Below are 16,780 nucleotides of genomic sequence, written 5' to 3' on the forward strand. Positions count from 1 at the left end.
GCCGTCGGTACGGCGCCCCGGAACGGCCCGTACGGCACACCGCAAACGCGCGGAACCGCCCGGCCGGAAAGGGCGTCTGGACTGCCGTGACGTACGAACCCCGCGCCCGCGCCCGGCGTGATCTGGACAGCCGGAATCGGCCGCGCGGACAATGTGGCCATGACGCCTCCTGAGCTCCCCGCCGGCACGGCCGGGCCGACCGGCGCGGTCCGGCCCTCCGACGCCGAGCGGGAGGAGGCGCTCGGGGTGCTGCGGGACGGCGCGGGCAGCGGGCGGCTCTCGCACGACACCTTCCTCGGCCGGATGGACATCGTCCTCCGGGCCACCAGCCGCGGCGAGTTGGACGCGGCGGTGGCCGGACTGCCGACCGGCGGGCCGGTCGAGCGGTTCGTGCTGCGGACGGTCGGGCGGATCTCCGCCTTCGGCGACCGGCTGGGCAAGGCCTGGCGCACCGAGCGGCTGCCGGGGCTGAGCCTGCCGCAGTCCGGGGCCGGGAAGTTGACGATCGGCCGGCTCCCCGGCTCGGGGCTGCGGCTGCACGACCCCTCGGTGTCCCGGAACCACGCCGAACTGCGGCACGAGCGGGACGGCTGGATGCTGTACGACCTCGGCTCGACCAACGGCACCCATGTGAACGGGCGCCGGATAGCGGGCGGCGTCCGGGTCCGGCCCGGCGACCAGGTACGGTTCGGGAACCTGGAGTTCCGGCTCGCCCCGCTCTGACCGGCCCGCCCCCGGCCCCGCCCGCCCAGGCGCCCCGGGTCAGTGCGGGAACTGCCGGGGCGGCCGCTGACGCGGCAGCTCGTCCTGGAACTCCGCGATGACGGTGGCGATCTGGCGGGTCACCACGGTGTTCTCCAGCCGGTCCAGGTACCGGTGCTCGGCGGCCAGCGCCTCGACCGTGACGCCGAAGTAGAGCGTCATCAGCGGATTGATGAAGAGCTGCTCGCCCTTGGTCCGCTCGGTGAAGCGGACGTCGCCGAACTCGCCGCGCAGCGCCGCCGCCACCGAGCCGTTGACGATGCTGGGGTGTTCCGGGAAGGCGGCCCGGGCGTGCTCGACGGCGTCCAGGTAGAGCACCCCCTCCCGGCTGTCGCGCGGGACGGAGAAGGCGCCGAGGTAGCCGCCGGCCCGGTCGATCGCGGCGAGGTTCTCCAGCACCAGGGAGTGGTTGACGCCGTGGTGGGCGTCGATGCCGAAGCCGAGGCAGGCGACCAGCCGCTCGGGCACCTCGTCCAGGCCGGCCACCGCGCCCAGGCTCGCCATGTCCTCCTCCGGGGTGCCGAGTCCGGCCTCGTCGCCGCGCATCAGGATGTCGGTGCCGCCGTCCACCAGCAGGACCGCGTCCACGCCCAGGCGGCCGACCAGCGCGCGGTAGGCCTCGCGCAGCGGCTGCACACCCACCGACGGGAAGGCCCACACGGTGTCGGGCATGCCGTGCCGGTTCAGCCAGCGGGCCAGGGTGCGCTCCGGGAAGTAGCCCTCGGGGGCGGCGGTGTCCGGTCCGATCCGGGCCACGTCGGACTCCGCCCAGACGTCGAGCGGCAGGCCGTAGAGGTGGGAGAAGGAGAGGTTGGCCAGGTGCACCTCCTTTCCCGCGGCCCGCAGGGCGAGGGCGATCGGCAGCCCGGCGTACACGTCGAATCCGCCGCCGGCTCCGGCGATCAGGATGCGCTCGGCGGCCAGCAGCCGGGTGAGCAGCGGTGGTTGCAGCAGGGAGGTCACCGGCGGGACGGTAGCAGGACGGCGGCCCGCGGCGAAGCGCTGGTCCCCGCCCCCGCGCCCGGCCGTCGGTGTCAGTGGCGGGTGCGAGGATGCGGGCATGACCGAGGAGACGGTTCTCACCCCCGACGTGCTGCGCGAAGTACAGGAGCGGGCAAGCGAGTTGATCCGGTGCGGCTTCCAGGAGCCGGACGAGATAGCCGAGTCCCTGGTCGAGGACCTCGACGACCAGGGGCTGACGCAGGAGGAGGCGGAGCGGATCGTCGCTCCGCTGTGGGCCGCGCGGCTGGCCGAGCAGGCGGCCTGGCCGGAGACCACCGACGTGGACCGGCTGGCGGACGCCTTCGACGCGCTGGAGGACCAGGGCATCGTCGCGGCGATGGACTTCACCTGCTGCGCGGGCTGCGGCTACGCGGAGATCGGCGGCGAGGCCGGGGAGGGCTCGGTCGGCTTCGTCTTCTTCCACCAGCAGGACACCGAGGCGGCGGCCGCCGGCCGGGGGCTGATGCTGCGCTACGGCGGGTTCCGCGCCGGGGAGGAGACGACCGAGGTCTCGGAGCGCCGGACGGCGGAGGTCGGGCGGACGGTGGTCGCCGCGCTGGAGGCCGTCGGGCTGACGGCGGAGTGGGACGGCTCGCCGCACACGGCGATCCGGGTCGCACCGCTGGAGTGGCTCAACCGCCTGCCGGAGTAAGCGGCCGGGGCGGCGGGCGGGACGGCCGACACCAGCGACCGATGGGCCCAATCCCCCTGGAAGTACGGAGAGTTGGAGGATCAGCCAGCCCCCGGAGCCTTCGAGCATATGCCGGAGGCCCGTACCGGAGGCTCATGCCACGCGCGTAGATCAACGGCCCGAGAAGAGGCCTCGGGGTCAGTCGGCGACGCTCCCCAGCCCGCCGAAGCCGGGGCCGAGGCCAAAGCCGGTGCCCGTACCGGTGCCGGTGCCCGTGCCGGCACCGCCGACCGGACCGTCCACCGGCCCCCACAGCGGCGAGGTGCAGCGCTGGTAGGTCGCGTGCCAGTGCGGCCAGTTGCGGGCCACGTCGTCGTCGCACTCGGCCAGCAGCCGTTCGACCAGCGCGGGCTCCACGCCCTCCAGCAGCCAGGCCAGCGCGTCCGCGACGCCCGGGCCGTCGGCCAGCCGCAGCAGGTCCAGCAGCTCGCCCAGCCCGCCGAGCCGGGAGCCGTCGGCGACCACCCGCTCCATCCGGGGCAGCAGCTGCCGCTCCTCGATCCGCAGGTGGGTCTCCAGCCGGGCCGCCAGGTCCTCCATCGCGTACGCGACCGGCCAGGCGCTGCCGGTGTCCCGGCTCGCTATCCGCACCAGCGTGGTGACCCGGGTGAAGGAGTGGTCCAGGTTGTGGTGGTCGTCCTCCAGCCAGTTGAGCAGCAGCCGCAGCTCGGGCGCGAAGCGGCGCACGATCGGCCAGAGCCGGGTGTCCTGCTGCTCGTGGTGGCAGGTGAGCATGGCGGTGATGAAGTTCCAGTGCCGCAGCAGCGCCTCGCCCTTGTCGTCCTCGTCGGGCTGGAGCAGCCGCAGCGCGTTGGGCAGCCGGGCGAGGTCCCGGCGCAGCGCGGCGTGCACCAGGCGCAGGCCGGCGAACCGCGGGGTGGCCGGCTCGTCGTCCACGACCTGCCCGTACGCGTACGCGTCCCCGCCCAGCGAGTCGGCTCCGGACTGGCCCTGGGCGGGCACGGTGTGGACGGGCTGGGGCACCAGGTGGATCGGCATGGGACTCTCTTCACTGCTTGGGGCACGACGGGTGGTGGCGGCCGGTGAGGACCGCCCCAGCCAAGGTGCTCGCAGTCGATCAGAAGCGAATCAATGTCCGATTGACGCGCAGGTCACGGGGCTGCCGACGGGCGGCGGAACCGCACCGGAACCCCCCGACGAGCCCCACCGGGGAAGCCGCTGGAAGACCCGCGGAAGAACCGCGGGAAGGCCCGCGCACAGACCCTCCGGAAGCAGAACCGCCGGTGCCGGGAGCGCGAACGCGTCCCGGCACCGGCGGCAGCGGTGGGAGCAGGTGGGAAACAGGTCGGAACAGGGGCCTCAGTCGGCCGCCGGCCCCGCCAGGTGGGCGGTGAGCCACACCAGGGTGTCCGGGATCATCTTCTTGAAGTCCGAGGTCAGGTGCTTGCCGCCGGGCTGCTCGTGGTACTGGAGGTTCACCGGCGGCACCGCCTTCTCCACCCAGCTCTTGACCACCTTGGTCTCGTACGGGTTGGCACCGCCCGCGGTGACCAGCATGCTCACGTCCGCCTTGCCCTGGGTGACCAGCACGTCCGGGTTGTTGGCGGCCTTCTCCGCGTCGTGGCCCTTCCACAGCCCCGAGTCCGGTATGAAGTAGCCGTCGATCGGCACCGCGGCCTTGTAGACCTGCGGGTACTGGAGGGCGAGCTTGGCGCTGCAGAAGCCGCCGGTGGAGGCGCCCATCACGCCCCAGCCGTCGCGGCCCTTCACGGTGCGGAAGTTGGCGCGGACGAAGTCCGGGAGGTCCTCGGCCATCCAGGTGGCCATCTTGGCCTGGCCCGGGATGTCGGAGCAGTCCAGCGCGTTCTTCTCGTCGCCGTTGAAGTTCTGCACCGGCATGATCATGATGAACGGGTGGGACTTGCCCTCCTTGACCAGCCGCTCGTTCTCCTCCTGGATCGGCAGCTGGTTGTCGGTCCAGGTGTTGTAGCCGTTGCTCTGGCCGCCCGCGAACAGGGTGAGCACCGGGAAGCCGGTCTTGGCGAACTTGGGGTCGTTGTACTCGGGCGGCAGCCAGACCCAGACCTGGCCGGTGACGCCGGACTTCGCGCCGGTCACCTTGGTCATCATGATCGGGCCGGCGCCGGTGTCCCGGGACTTGCTGAGGGCGGCGGCGGGCCCGGTGGGCATCAGCACCTTGCCGGAGGCGGCGGCCGGGGTGGCGCTGCCGGTCGCGGGCTGGCCGGTGCCGGTGGTGCTCGGGCTGCCCGACGAGCTGCCGCCGGTCGCGCCGGCGCTCGCCGTGGCGCTGTCCCCCTTCCCACCGCCGGAACTCCCGCAGGCCGCGAGCGAGGCGGCCAGGGCGAGCACGGCGGCGCCGGACAGGACGGCGCGGGAACGGGACGACTGCCTAAGCACGGTGAGGACTCTCCGACCGATGTCGCGCCCGGTCCGTGACCGGGCGGCGGCCCCCCGGTGGGGCCGGACATGCCCGAGGGCACAGCGCTGGCGCGTCCCCCGGAGTGATGGCGCGCCGCCCCTTCGCGGGGGTGCGCCTTCCTGCGATCTTATGACGTAGGCCGGGGTGGCCCGGTTGCGCGGTGGCCACCGGAAATCCAATGTTTGTTCGCGATCAGGTAAAAGCCTTCACCCGTCCCCCCGGTCGGCGGGGGCCGGTCGGCGGGGGTGGCCGTCGGAGCCCCGTCGAATCGTCCGGATTCTGGTGATTCGACCAGCTCCTCGGCGGCTTCGACCAGTGACGGCGGCCCCCGGATCCGCGAAGATCTCCGGGGCACGCCCAGGCCTTGCCCAGGCTGTGCCCAGGCCATGCCCAGGGCACGCCCAGGCCGGGGCCGACCGGGAACAGTCATCGAGGAGGGTGCCATGAACCAGCGGATCGCCGTCGTCACCGGAGCCGGGAGCGGCGTCGGCCGGGCCGTGGCGGTGGAACTGGCCGCGGACGGCTGGCGGACGGTGCTGGCCGGCCGCCGGTCCGGGCCGCTGCGGGAGACCGCCGCGCTCTGCGCCGGCCCGGCCGACGTGGTGCCGACCGACGTCACCGACCCGGCCGCGGTGGACGCGCTGTTCGCCGCGGCCGTCGAGCGCCACGGCCGGGTGGACCTGCTGTTCAACAACGCCGGCGCCTTCGGCCCGGCCGTCCCGGTGGACGAGCTGGCGGTCGAGGACTGGCGGGCCGTGGTCGACCTCAACCTGACCGGCGCCTTCCTCTGCGCCCGGGCCGCGTTCCGGCGGATGAAGGAGCAGGACCCGCGGGGCGGCCGGATCATCAACAACGGCTCGATCTCCGCGCACGTCCCGCGCCCGCACTCGATCGCCTACACCGCGACCAAGCACGCCGTGACCGGCCTGACCAGGTCGCTGTCGCTGGACGGCCGCCCGTACCGGATCGCCTGCGGGCAGATCGACATCGGCAACGCGGCGACCGACATGACGGCGGCGATGGGCGCGGGCGTGCGGCAGGCGGACGGCCGGATCGCCCCCGAGCCGACCATGGACGTGGCCGACGTGGCGCGCACCGTACGGCACATGGCCGGGCTGCCACTGGAGGCCAACGTGCAGTTCGCCACCGTGATGGCGACGGCCATGCCCTACATCGGGCGGGGCTGAACCCCGGCCCGGAGGGCCGCGGGAGGGGCCCCGCCGGTCGATGCCGACGGGGCCCCGGTCCGCTCCGGCCTCACGGCCGCCAGGTGTCGTTCAGCGTGACCGTCCCGCCCGAGGGCACGGTCGCCGTCCGGTTGGCGCCGGACTCCCAGGTCACCGCGCCGCTCGCGTCCTTGCGGACGTACTTGTACTGGAAGGACGTGCCGGCCGGCAGCGACAGCGCCAGCGACCAGACCGGGTAGCCCGCCGAGGAGAGCGGCAGCGCCTTCGCCGGGTCCCAGCCGCCGAGCGCCGCGGCGTCGCCGACCAGGTAGATGTTCTGCCCGGGCGTGGTGGTCGCGTTGACGTTGAACGAGGCGCCGGAGACGCTCGCGCCGGGCTGGACGTACAGCGCGACCGCGTCGCCCGCGCCGACCGTGGCGGTGAACTGCCCGTCGGCGCCCACCTGGTAGGTCGGGCCGGTGCAGCCGCCGCCCGCCTGCGGGTCGCCGTGCTGGACGTCGCAGTAGGTGCCGGCCGGCAGCCCGGTCTGGAAGGTCCGGGTGATCGCGGCGCCCTCGTGGTTGATCGCGACGTAGCCCTTGCCGCCGCGGCCGAAGGCGATCGCGTTGCCGCCGTTGGACCACCAGTTGCTCACCCCGGTGCCCGCCACCGCGTTGCGGAAGCCGACCATGTTGGCGATCTGCCGCCAGGCGTGGGTGCAGTTCCAGCCGTCCTGGTAGCAGGCGTTGACGGTGCCGCCGTTCGGCGGGCCGTCGTCCTTGTTGGTGAAGGAGTAGCCGGAGTGGACGTTGGGGGCGCCGTACGGCGAGGCCAGCAGGAAGACGTTGGCGAGCGTGTAGGTGTTGCCGTAGGTGGAGTTGAGGGTGGAGCCGTTGCGCTCGGTGTCCCAGTTGTCGACGAAGGTGCGCGCCTGGCCGCTCGGCAGGTAGCCCCAGGAGGCGCCCCAGCCGCTGAGGTTGGCGAGCTTGTCGGTGGTGAACATCCGCTTGAGGTCGGTGCCGGCCCGGAACTCGTCCAGGTCGCCGGTGCCGGTGTACTCGGTGGGCTGGACCGGCTCGCCGGCGCCGTAGATGACCTCCTGGACCCAGTACGCCTTGGGGTTGGCCATCCTGGCCTTGATCGCGGCGAGGTCGGCGGCGGCGATGTGCTTGGCGGCGTCGATCCGGTACCCGTCGACGCCGAGCGAGGCCAGGTCGTCCAGGTAGTGCGCGATGGTGGTCTGGACGTACGCGCTGCCGGTGTCCAGGTCGGAGAGGTTCTCCAGTTCGTAGTTCTGGACGTTGCCGCGGTCCTGGTAGTTGGTGATCGGCTGGCGGCAGCCGTGGAAGTCCTGGTCCTGGTACGTGCCGGGGTAGTTGTACTTGGTGTACGCGGTGCCGCCGGTGCCGGTGCCGGAGCCCGCCGACATGTGGTTGACCACCGCGTCGGCTATCACCTTGACCCCGGCCGCGTGGCAGGTGGCGACCATGTTCTTGAACGACGTGCGGTCGCCGAGCCGTCCGGCGATCCTGTAGCTGACCGGCTGGTAGGAGGTCCACCACTGCGCGCCCTGGATGTGCTCCTGCGGCGGGGAGACCTCGACGAAGCCGTAGCCCTTGGGCCCGAGGGTGGAGGTGCAGGCCTGGGCGACCGAGTCGAAGCGCCACTCGAAGAGGGTGGCGGTGACGTCCTTGCCGTTGTTGGCGGGCGGGGCGGCCTGGGCGGCGGGGGCACCGAGGGAGGTGCCGAGCGAGAGGGCGAGCGCCGCCGAGGCGGCGAGCGCACCGGCCGCGCGGGCGGGCCGGCGGGCTGGGGCGGTGGTGACCACGTCGTCTCCTGGGGGTGGCTGGGGTGGGGCAGCCGGAGGGGGAGCCTGCGGAAGGGCCGCAGGGGGACTGCAGGAAGTTTCTGCAACTTGCCGGAAACTTGCAGCGCCGAACCTAGAGGCACCCGCGGGGGCCGTCAAGACCTTGGTCGAAAGCCCGGGAGAAGCCGAGGAGGAGCCGGGGCCGGGCCAGGGGGAGCGGGCACGACAAGGGCCCGGCAGCCGTAGCCACCGGGCCCCTCACCTGTCCTGGTTCACCGGCCCGTCAGGAGCCGGCCCGGGCTCAGCCGGTCTGGACGGAGGTGTCGTCGATCACGAAGCTGGTCTGGAGCGAGGCGTCCTCGGTCCCGGCGAACTTCACGGTGACCGTCTGGCCCGCATAGGCCGACAGGTCGAAGGTGCGCTGCTGGTAGCCGGCCGCGGCGTCCACGTTGGAGTAGGTCTTCAGCGCGGTGCCGTTCACCGAGACGGTCAGCTTGTCGTACGCGGTGGTGCCCGACTCGGCGGTGTCGATGTGCAGCCAGAAGCTCAGCGTCGCCTTGCAGCCGGCCGGGATGCTCACCGTCTGCGACAGCGAGTCCGAGTGGGTGGAGCCGTAGCCGTTCAGCCACGCCTTCCAGGAGCCGCTGTGGGCCGCCTGCGAGGCGCTGCTGTCCACCACGCCGCTCGACGCGGTCCACGGCGTGGCCGTGCCCGACTCGAAGCCCTCGTTGCCCAGCAGCTGGGCCGGGGTGCAGCCGCCGCCACCGGTGGAGACGGTCCAGGTGAAGCTGGTCGTACCGGTCTTGCCGGCCGAGTCCTTCGCCGTGACGGTCACGTTGTAGGTGCCCGCGGTGGAGGCGGTGCCGGTGATCGCGCCGGTGGAGGCGTTGATCGACAGGCCGGTGGGCAGGCCGGTGGCCGAGTAGGTCAGCGGGGCGGTGCCACCGGTGGCCTTGATCGCCAGGTTGACCGCGCCGCCGACGGCGGTGGACTGGTTGCCCGGGTTGGTGACGGTGACGCCGCCCGGGTTGGGCGCCGTGCCGACGTTGACGCCCGCCCAGGCGGTGCCGACCGCGGCCAGCTCGGCGCTGCCGGCCCCGTACAGGTCGGTGGCCGCCTTCTCCGTCGCGGTGCGCGCCGCGGCGTAGTTGGTGCTGGAGGTCATGTAGGTGGTCAGCGCGCGGTACCAGATGGCCGCCGCCTTGTCCCGGCCGATGCCGGTGACCGCGATGTTGCCCTGGGTCGGCGAGTCGTAGTTGACGCCGTTGATGGTCTTCGCGCCGCTGCCCTCGGACAGCAGGTAGAAGAAGTGGTTGGCGACACCTGACGAGTAGTGGACGTCCTTGTTGCCGACGGTGGAGGACCAGTAGTCGGCCGAGGCACCGTCCTTGGACGGCTTGTCCATGTAGCGCAGCGGGGTGCCGTCCCCGTTGATGTTGATCAACTCACCGATCAGGTAGTCGGGGTTGTCGGTCGGGATGTTGGCGTAGAACTCGACCATCGTGCCGAAGATGTCCGAGGTGGCCTCGTTGAGGCCGCCGGACTCGCCGGAGTAGGTCAGGTTGGCGGTGGCCGCGGTGACGCCGTGGCTCATCTCGTGGCCCGCGACGTCCAGCTCGGTCAGCGGCGCGGTGTTGTTGCTGCCGTCGCCGTACGTCATGCAGAAGCAGGAGTCGTCCCAGAACGCGTTCACGTAGTTGTTGCCGTAGTGGACGCGGCTGTAGGCGCCGACACCGTCGTTGCGGATGCCGTTGCGGCCGAAGGTGTTCTTGTAGTAGTCCCAGGTGGCCGCGACGCCGTAGTGGGCGTCGACCGCGGCGGACTCGCCGTTGTTGACGGTGCCGTCGCCCCAGGTGTCGGTGGACTTGCTGTACAGCGTGCCGGTGCCCGAGGTCCCGTGGTTCAGGTTGGTGGTGTACATCCCACCGCGGGTGCCGTCCTTCAGCTGGTACGACGAACCCGACTGGGTGGTGCCGATGGTGACGTTGCCGACGAAGACGCCCTTGCCGGAGCCGGTCTCGATGCCGTCCCACTGCTGGATGACCTGGCCGCTGGTGGCGTCGGTGACGACGTGCATCTTGCTCGGGGTGCCGTCGGACTTGGTCGAGGAGACGACGGTCTCCCAGGCCAGCCGGGGGCTGTTGTCCGCGGCCCAGACCACCAGGCGCGGCGCGGTGTCGACCGCGGTGCCCTGCTCGGCGGCGAGCGCGGCGGTCTGCGCGGCCGGGGCGGCCAGCTTCGGCGTGGTGCTGACACCGCTCAGCGGGGCGGTGCTGGCCCGGTCAACGCTCTTGGTCGCACCGGTGGGCGCCTGGTGCACCACCAGGTCCCCACCCAGGACGGGCAGTCCGTTGAGGGTGCGCTCGTACCGCAGGTGGCGGGTGCCGTCCGCGTCCTGGAAGACGTCCTTGGTGACCAGCTTCTCCTCACCGCTCAGCCCGAGGCTCTGGGCGAGGCTGGTGGTCTGCTGGTTCGCGGCGGAGATCAGCTGGGCGCGGTTCGCCTGCTGGGCCGCGACGGCGGCCGGCGCGTCCGGCGTGGCCGCCTGGGCGATCACCGGTATGCCGGTGACCAGCAGCGCGGTGGAGGCGGCCATGACAACCGCCGCCTTCCGTGCGTGAGCGTAACGGGACATGCGGACTCCTTTTCCGACCGGCGCTGGGTCACGCACGGTGGAGAGAAACCTGGGCCGCGGGGTCGCGGCGCAGTGGGGGCCCCCGCCGGGTGCGACGGGAGTGCGGATGCGGTGCTCACAACTCGTTGCAGGGTCGGACGCGCTGCACCTGAACTGGACCGGCTGCACCGGGGGGTGGGGTCCCCTCGTCTACAGCCGGGGGAATCGTGGCAGCAAACGAGCCGTTAATGACAGATGCATGCCACGGATTGGCCGATTCATTACCGAAACCGTATGGAGGGCGCTCCGTCAGTTGTGTTACCCCACGACGAACTCGTGAACACGGTTTTCATGGCCCCGGACAAAGTTCGATCACCACCGGCAGTCGGTGACCAGCACTCAGGGCCGGTTCCGGCCCCGGCGGGTGGCCGACAGCGCCCGGCAGACCCGGCACGTCACAGTTCCGGCCGTGCCATCAACGGTTTCCGGCCATCGTGCGTCCGGAACGCAACCGTGCCCCCGCCGACCGCGAACGGGCCCCGCACCACCTGAACAGTGGTACGGGGCCCGGGAGTTGTCGGGGTGTACGAATCAGTGTCGGACGGGTCGGCACCGGACGAGCCGGTGCCGACCGGTCGGCGACGGCGGGTCAGCGCTGGACGAACACCGCCACGGTGCGGCCCGGCACGGTGAAGGTGCCGGTCGCGGCGTCGAAGCCGGACCGCTGCACCACCCGGTCCGCCCCGCCCGCCTGGACGGGGTGCAGCGCCTGGCCGGTGCCCTTCAGCGCCGGCACGGTCTGCGCCTGCGCCGTGGGCGTGGCGTTGAAGACCACCGTGACGCCCTTCTCCGCCCCCGGCAGCCCGGTGCCGTCCAGGTGCAGGGTGATCACCCCGGGCGTCTCAGCGGCGGTGCCGGAGAGCGGGTAGGAGAGCCGCTGCTGGACGGCGGCCAGGCTCGGCAGCGAGAACAGCGGCGAGGACTGCTTGATCCGCAGGAACTCCTGGTACTGCGCCGAGGCCGACCGGATGTCGGCCGCGCCGACGGTCAGCTCCGGGTTCGCCAGCAGGGACCGGGCGGCCGGCCACTGCTCCTGGTTGTCCTTCGCCATCGGCAGGCCGCGGCCCCAGCCGTTGCCCTGGGCCGGGTCCCAGTGGATCGCGTTGAACCAGTCCCCCGAGTCGTAGGAGTTGGAGTCGAGCGACTTGGAGCGCAGCAGGTCGCTGCCGGCCTGGGCGAAGCCCGCGCCCTGGGTGAGCGCGGTCAGCGAGAGCCCGAGCGCCTGCATCCGGGCCCGGTCGGCGGGCGCGGTGCCGGTCGGCAGCTTGTACGCGAGCGCGTCGAAGAGGTCGGTGTTGTCGTGGGCGTCCACGTACTCCACCGCCTCGCCGGGCTTGGCCGCGTACCCGGTCGGGGCGCCGTTGTAGTCGACCTGGGCGCCGGTGACGGGCTTTCCGGAGCTGTCGGTGAAGGAGTAGCCGGCCAGGTTGCCGGTCAGCCCGACCTTCAGCTGGTCCATCTGGTGCAGCAGCCGGGCCTTCTGCTCCTCCGGGGTGCCGTTCGCGGCCGAGCCGTTCGGGTCGGTGTACAGGCCCGAGGCGAAGCCCTGCTGCGGGGCGGAGTTCAGCATGAAGTTGCCGCCGCGGGCGGCGTCCCGGATCCGGTCGTCGAAGGTGGCGATGCCGGTGCCGGCCATGTTCTGCTGGGTGGCCTGCTCGAACCGGGCGTTGTTCGCGACGGCGCCGAAGTTCCAGCCCTCGCCGTAGAGGAACACGTTCTTCCCGTCCACGCCGTCCGAGTCCGGCGTCATCTTCCGCAGCGCGGCCTGCACGTCCAGCATGGTGGACTTCGGGTCCAGGCCCATCAGGTCGAAGCGGAAGCCGTCCACCTTGTACTCGCGGGCCCACAGCGTCACCGAGTCGACCACCAGCCGGTTCATCATGGCGTGCTCGGGCGCGGTGTCGGCGCAGCAGCTGTCCGCCGTCACCTTGCCGTCGGCGTCCAGCCGCTGGTAGTAGCCGGGAACCACCTTGTCCAGCACCGAGTGCTCGGCCTGGCCGCTGGCGGCGGTGTGGTTGTAGACCACGTCGAGCACCACCCGCAGCCCGGCCGCGTGCATCGCCTGCACCATCTGCCGGAACTGCACCGTGCGGGCGGCCCCGTTCGGGTCGGTGGCGTACGAGCCCTCCGGCACGTTGTAGTGCAGCGGGTCGTAGCCCCAGTTGTACGCGTCGTCGGCGGCCACGGCCGCCACGCACTCCTGCTGCTTCGGGCCGTCCGCCGGAAGGGACTTGAGGTCGCAGGCCGGCAGCTTCTGGTCGGCCCGGTTCTCCCGGACGGTGGCGATGTCGAAGGTCGGCAGCAGGTGGACCGTGGTCACCCCGGCCTTGGCCAGGTCCCGCAGGTGCCGCATGCCGGCCGAGTCCGACTCGGTGAACGCCAGGTAGGTGCCGCGCTCGGCGGCCGGGACGGTGGGGTCCTCCACCGAGAAGTCCCGGACGTGCAGTTCCTGGATCTGCTGCTGCGCGGGCGGGACGGCCTGCGGACGGGCGTGGTCGTCCCAGCCCGCGGGCTTGAGTGCCTTGGCGTCGAGGTCGGCGACCAGGCTGCGCCGGGAGTCGGTGGACAGCGCCACCGAGTACGGGTCGGTGACGGTGTTGACCACCAGCTGCTGGGTGGACGGCGCCCAGACCTTCACCTGGTACAGGTAGTACCTGCCGTCCAACTCGCCCTTGTCGCGGACGACTTCCCAGACGCCGGTCTCGTCGTCGAGCTTCAGCGGCAGCGTCCTTGGGGTGCCCCCGGTGGCGCTGTCGAAGACCTGGACGGAGACCTCCTGCGCGGTCGGCGCCCAGAGCGACAGGGCCACCTTGCCGTTGTAGTAGGCCGGGCCGAAGTCGACCTTGCCGGTCCGCCCGGCGTACAGGTCGTCCAGCACGCCCGGGGTCTGCACCCCGGTGCCGGCCAGGACGGCGCCGCTGGGCAGGTGTTCGGTGAACAGCAGCTGGCCGCGGAGTGCGGCCGGGACGCGGGCGGCGTCCCTGGGGTCCACGGTGAAGGCCCGGTAGCCCGCCAGGTGCGGGTACTCGGCCTTCTGCGCGTCGGTCAGCCCGCCCTTGGCCGGGGTGAGCCGCAGCCACTTGCCGGGCTTGGTCAGCGCGCCCTTGTCGGCCCGGATGCCGCCCTCGGGGTCGTAGACCAGCTGGGCGCTGGTGCCGCCGGCCAGGGCGTCGTCGCCCGCGCCGTAGTTCGCCGGGACGACGACGGTCCTCGCGTCGATCCACTGGGCCTTGGCGCCGGTGAGGTCGATCTGCGAGGAGGCGGCCGGGTTCTGCGGCAGCAGGTAGCCCTCGCGGCCGCCGAGCACCCAGACCTCCCTGCCGTTGACGGCGAGGTCCAGCGACTGGTCGGCGGGCAGGTCCTTGTCGTTGCCCTTGTGCAGGATGTAGCTGAGGCTGGTCGCCCCGGGGGCGAGCGGCACCTCGAAGACGGCGCCGAAGGCGTCGCGGCGGGCCGGGGTCAGCGGCTTGCCCCAGTCGGTCGGGGTGGCGGCGCCGGTCCAGTCGTGCAGGCCCCAGCCGTCGTAGTCGCCGTCGGCCCGGTTGTAGTGGATGACGGCGGTGTTCGCCGGCTGGCCAGGACCGGTCGACCCAGCCGGCGGTCCCGGGTTCGCCGTGCGGACGGTCGCGTCCCCCTGCTTCAGCCACACCTCGCCGGTGCTGCCGACGTCGAGGTGCCGGTCGGCGTCGACGTCCTTGACGCCGTCCTTCTCCACGATGAAGCCGACGTCCGAGGCGCCGGGCTTGAGCTTCACGTACGCGAAGGCGCCGTACGCGTCCCGCCCGGTGAAGGCGTGCCCTGCCGGCCACGGGGTGGCCTCGCCGTCGGCGAGGTCGCCCCAGGCGTAGAGGTTCCAGCCGTCGTAGTCGCCGTCCGGCCGGTTGTAGTGGACGACGGCGTACGGGCGGGAGCCGGCGGTGGGCGCGGGCTTGGGCGCGGGGGTGCCGGTGGTGAAGCTCGCGGTGGCGGAGCGCAGGTGGCCGCTGGAGTCCCGGACGACGGCCTTGTAGCGGACCACCGTGCCGGGGGCGACGGCGGCCAGGTCCTGGGTGACCTTGTACCCGCCGTTGTCGGCGGTGCCCAGGGTCTGCCAGGGCCCGTTGCCGATCTGGGCGGCGAAGCTCACCCGGTTGAAGCCGCCGTCCGTGGTGGCGCCGACCGTGACGAGCCCGGTCGAGCCGTCCGCGGGCGGCCGCACCGAGAGCTGGGGCGCGGCGGCCACCGGCGCGAGCCGGCCGCCCGCCTTGAGGACGAGCGAGGACAGCGCGGGCACGGTGACCGTCACCTTGCGGTCGGCGCCGCTGGTGACGCGGGCGCCCGCCGCCGGGTAGACCGGGTCGAAGCCCATCCCCGCCGAGAAGGTGTCCAGGGTGACGGTCTTCGCCTCGGCGGCGTTGTTGACCGCGACCAGGTACTCGACCTGCTGCCCGGCGTCGATCCGGGAGAAGGCGTACACGCCGGCGCCGTCGGCGGCGTACCGCTCGATCTGGGCGCCGTCGGCCAGGGCCGGGTTGTCGCGGCGCAGCTTGGCCAGTCCGGCGATGCCCTGGTAGAGCTCGCCGCCCTGCCCGTACCGGTCGGCCGGGCCGGAGGGGCCGCCGAGCACCCGGTCGCCGTTGTAGGAGGCCGTCTTCGAGGCGAACAGGTCCTGCCGGGCGTCCTTGTCGCCGCCCGCGCCGGTGAAGCCCTGCTCGTCGCCGTAGTAGACGACGGGCTGGCCGCGGGTGAGGAACTGCAGCTCGTTGCCGAGCCGGTCCTTCCTGAGCAGGGTGGCGTCGTCGGCGCCCGGGTTGTCGGCGAGCAGGAAGGAGCCGAAGCGGCCCATGTCGTGGTTGCCGAGGAAGGTGGGCAGCTCGTACGCGTCGGTGTCGGCGCTGGTGTAGCGGTAGTCCTGGGCGTAGACGTCGGCGAGGCCGCGCGCCGAGCCGCCCTGCGAGACGTAGGAGCGGGCCGCGCCCTGGAACGGGAAGTCCAGGGTGGCCTGGAGCCTGCCCTTGGTGACGTACGGCGAGGTGACCGCCGGGTCGCCGGAGTAGACCTCGCCGAACATGAAGAACTTCTTGTTGCCCTGCTTGGCGGCGAAGTCCTTGAGCGCGGGGGCCCACTGCTGCCAGAACGCCATGTTGACGTGCTTGACGGTGTCGATCCGGAAGCCGTCCACGCCGGCGTCCTTGACCCACTGCTGGTAGACCTTCTCGAAGCCCTTCACCACCTTGGGGTTCTGGGTGTCGAGGTCGTCCAGGCCGCTGAAGTCGCCCTCGGTGGCGGACTCGCCGACGAAGGTCGAGTCGCCCCGGTTGTGGTAGAGCGCCGGGTCGTTGAGCCAGGACGGGGTCTTGGCCGCGGCGTCGGCCGGGGTGCGGAAGACCGGGGTGTAGGGGAAGGAGTCCTTGGTGGTCCGCGGCCAGGGGGCGCCCGCGTCGGCGACGGCGGTCTCGTCCACCGGGTTCCCGTCCGCGTCGAGCGTCGGGTAGGCGCCGGCGGAGCGGTAGCCGTACTGCTTCTCGGCGTAGTCGATGACGTCGGCGGTGTGGTTGGTGATGACGTCGAAGAAGACCTTGATGCCGCGGGCGTGCGCCTTGGCTATCAGCTCCTTGAGCTGCTCGTTGGTGCCGAAGTGCGGGTCGACCTGGGTGAAGTCGGTGATCCAGTAGCCGTGGTAGCCGGCCGAGGCGTCGGCCCCGCTGCCCTGCACCGGCTTGTTCTTGAAGATCGGGGCCAGCCAGATCGCGGTGGTGCCGAGGTCCTGGACGTAGTCGAGCCGCTGGATCAGCCCGGCCAGGTCGCCGCCGTGGTAGAAGCCCTTGTCCGCGGGGTCGAAGCCGTTCTCCAGCCGCCCCCCGGTGATGCCTCCGCTGTCGTTGGCGGTGTCGCCGTTGGCGAAGCGGTCGGGCAGGACGAAGTAGAACTGCTCCCGGGTGAGGTCGTGCCGCCCGGCGGTGGCCGCCAGCGCGGCGTCCGAGGGCGGGGCAGGCGGGGCGGCGGCGAGGGCCGCGGGGGCGCCGCCGAGGGTGGCGGCGGTCAGGGCCGCGGCCAGCAGGACGGCCGTGCGGCCCGGAGGTCTGCGGCGGCCAGGGGTTCGTTCGGCAGTGCTCCGTCGGGGGCGGAGCGGGGCATCGGCCACTGAGGGCTCCCTTAGGGGGAAGGGGCGATCGATTTCCCAGGAAGCTAGCGGCCTGCAATATGTTTCAGCAAGATGCAGAAATCGTTTCGTCGCCGGAAGTTCCAGCTGGAGGACCGTCTCCGACCACCCCGATTACTCCCCTGGAGCGACGCG

General features: G+C 72.3%; 9 protein-coding genes. 3 read left to right on the forward strand and 6 right to left on the reverse strand.

Annotation, left to right across the window (positions count from 1 at the left end):
- Nucleotides 1-159: 159 nt before the first annotated feature.
- Complete coding sequence (locus ACFY4B_RS01115) at nt 160-723, forward strand: DUF1707 and FHA domain-containing protein (RefSeq protein WP_049650762.1); 564 nt, start codon at nt 160-162, stop codon at nt 721-723.
- Nucleotides 724-762: 39 nt separating this feature from the next.
- Here ACFY4B_RS01115 and ACFY4B_RS01120 read toward each other — a convergent pair whose 3' ends face one another.
- Entirely contained in the window at nt 763-1,725 is a 963-nt protein-coding gene (locus ACFY4B_RS01120; protein ID WP_074000867.1) for a DUF1152 domain-containing protein, read from the reverse strand.
- 97 nt (nt 1,726-1,822) lie between these two features.
- Here ACFY4B_RS01120 and ACFY4B_RS01125 point away from each other — a divergent pair, with 97 nt between their 5' ends.
- On the forward strand, nt 1,823-2,416 hold the full coding sequence (locus ACFY4B_RS01125) for a DUF6891 domain-containing protein (protein ID WP_074000866.1): 594 nt from the start codon (nt 1,823-1,825) through the stop codon (nt 2,414-2,416).
- A gap of 177 nt (nt 2,417-2,593) precedes the next feature.
- Here ACFY4B_RS01125 and ACFY4B_RS01130 read toward each other — a convergent pair whose 3' ends face one another.
- Nucleotides 2,594-3,454: a hemerythrin domain-containing protein gene (locus ACFY4B_RS01130; protein ID WP_387966155.1), complete on the reverse strand. Its 861-nt coding sequence runs from the start codon at nt 3,452-3,454 to the stop codon at nt 2,594-2,596.
- A gap of 321 nt (nt 3,455-3,775) precedes the next feature.
- A complete protein-coding gene (locus ACFY4B_RS01135; protein ID WP_079271752.1) occupies nt 3,776-4,834 on the reverse strand; it encodes an alpha/beta hydrolase family protein in 1,059 nt (352 codons plus the stop codon).
- A 465-nt stretch (nt 4,835-5,299) separates the two neighbouring features.
- Here ACFY4B_RS01135 and ACFY4B_RS01140 point away from each other — a divergent pair, with 465 nt between their 5' ends.
- Complete coding sequence (locus ACFY4B_RS01140; RefSeq protein ID WP_387966156.1) at nt 5,300-6,043, forward strand: SDR family oxidoreductase; 744 nt, start codon at nt 5,300-5,302, stop codon at nt 6,041-6,043.
- 70 nt (nt 6,044-6,113) lie between these two features.
- Here the strand turns inward: ACFY4B_RS01140 and ACFY4B_RS01145 are convergent, their stop codons facing one another.
- From ACFY4B_RS01145 to pulA, 3 genes are all read right to left on the reverse strand, one after another.
- Nucleotides 6,114-7,850 carry a carbohydrate-binding module family 20 domain-containing protein gene (locus ACFY4B_RS01145; RefSeq protein WP_387966157.1) on the reverse strand — a complete coding sequence of 579 codons (1,737 nt, stop codon included), beginning with the start codon at nt 7,848-7,850 and terminating at the stop codon, nt 6,114-6,116.
- A 280-nt stretch (nt 7,851-8,130) separates the two neighbouring features.
- Nucleotides 8,131-10,464, reverse strand: a complete 2,334-nt coding sequence (locus tag ACFY4B_RS01150) for a M4 family metallopeptidase (RefSeq protein WP_387819723.1) — start codon at nt 10,462-10,464, stop codon at nt 8,131-8,133.
- Between the two features lie 628 nt (nt 10,465-11,092).
- Nucleotides 11,093-16,627: a pullulanase-type alpha-1,6-glucosidase gene (pulA, locus tag ACFY4B_RS01155; RefSeq protein ID WP_387966158.1), complete on the reverse strand. Its 5,535-nt coding sequence runs from the start codon at nt 16,625-16,627 to the stop codon at nt 11,093-11,095.
- Nucleotides 16,628-16,780 lie beyond the last annotated feature (153 nt).

This window comes from Kitasatospora sp. NPDC001261 (assembly GCF_042896795.1).
Lineage (GTDB): Bacteria > Actinomycetota > Actinomycetes > Streptomycetales > Streptomycetaceae > Kitasatospora.

Excerpts from the sequence above, each read along its gene's own strand:
- ACFY4B_RS01140 (WP_387966156.1), top strand. The coding sequence starts at position 5,300 with ATGAACCAGCGGATCGCCGTCGTCACCGGAGCCGGGAGCGGCGTCGGC.
- ACFY4B_RS01125 (WP_074000866.1), top strand. The coding sequence starts at position 1,823 with ATGACCGAGGAGACGGTTCTCACCCCCGACGTGCTGCGCGAAGTACAG.
- ACFY4B_RS01150 (WP_387819723.1), bottom strand. The coding sequence starts at position 10,464 with ATGTCCCGTTACGCTCACGCACGGAAGGCGGCGGTTGTCATGGCCGCC.
- ACFY4B_RS01115 (WP_049650762.1), top strand. The coding sequence starts at position 160 with ATGACGCCTCCTGAGCTCCCCGCCGGCACGGCCGGGCCGACCGGCGCG.
- ACFY4B_RS01130 (WP_387966155.1), bottom strand. The coding sequence starts at position 3,454 with ATGCCGATCCACCTGGTGCCCCAGCCCGTCCACACCGTGCCCGCCCAG.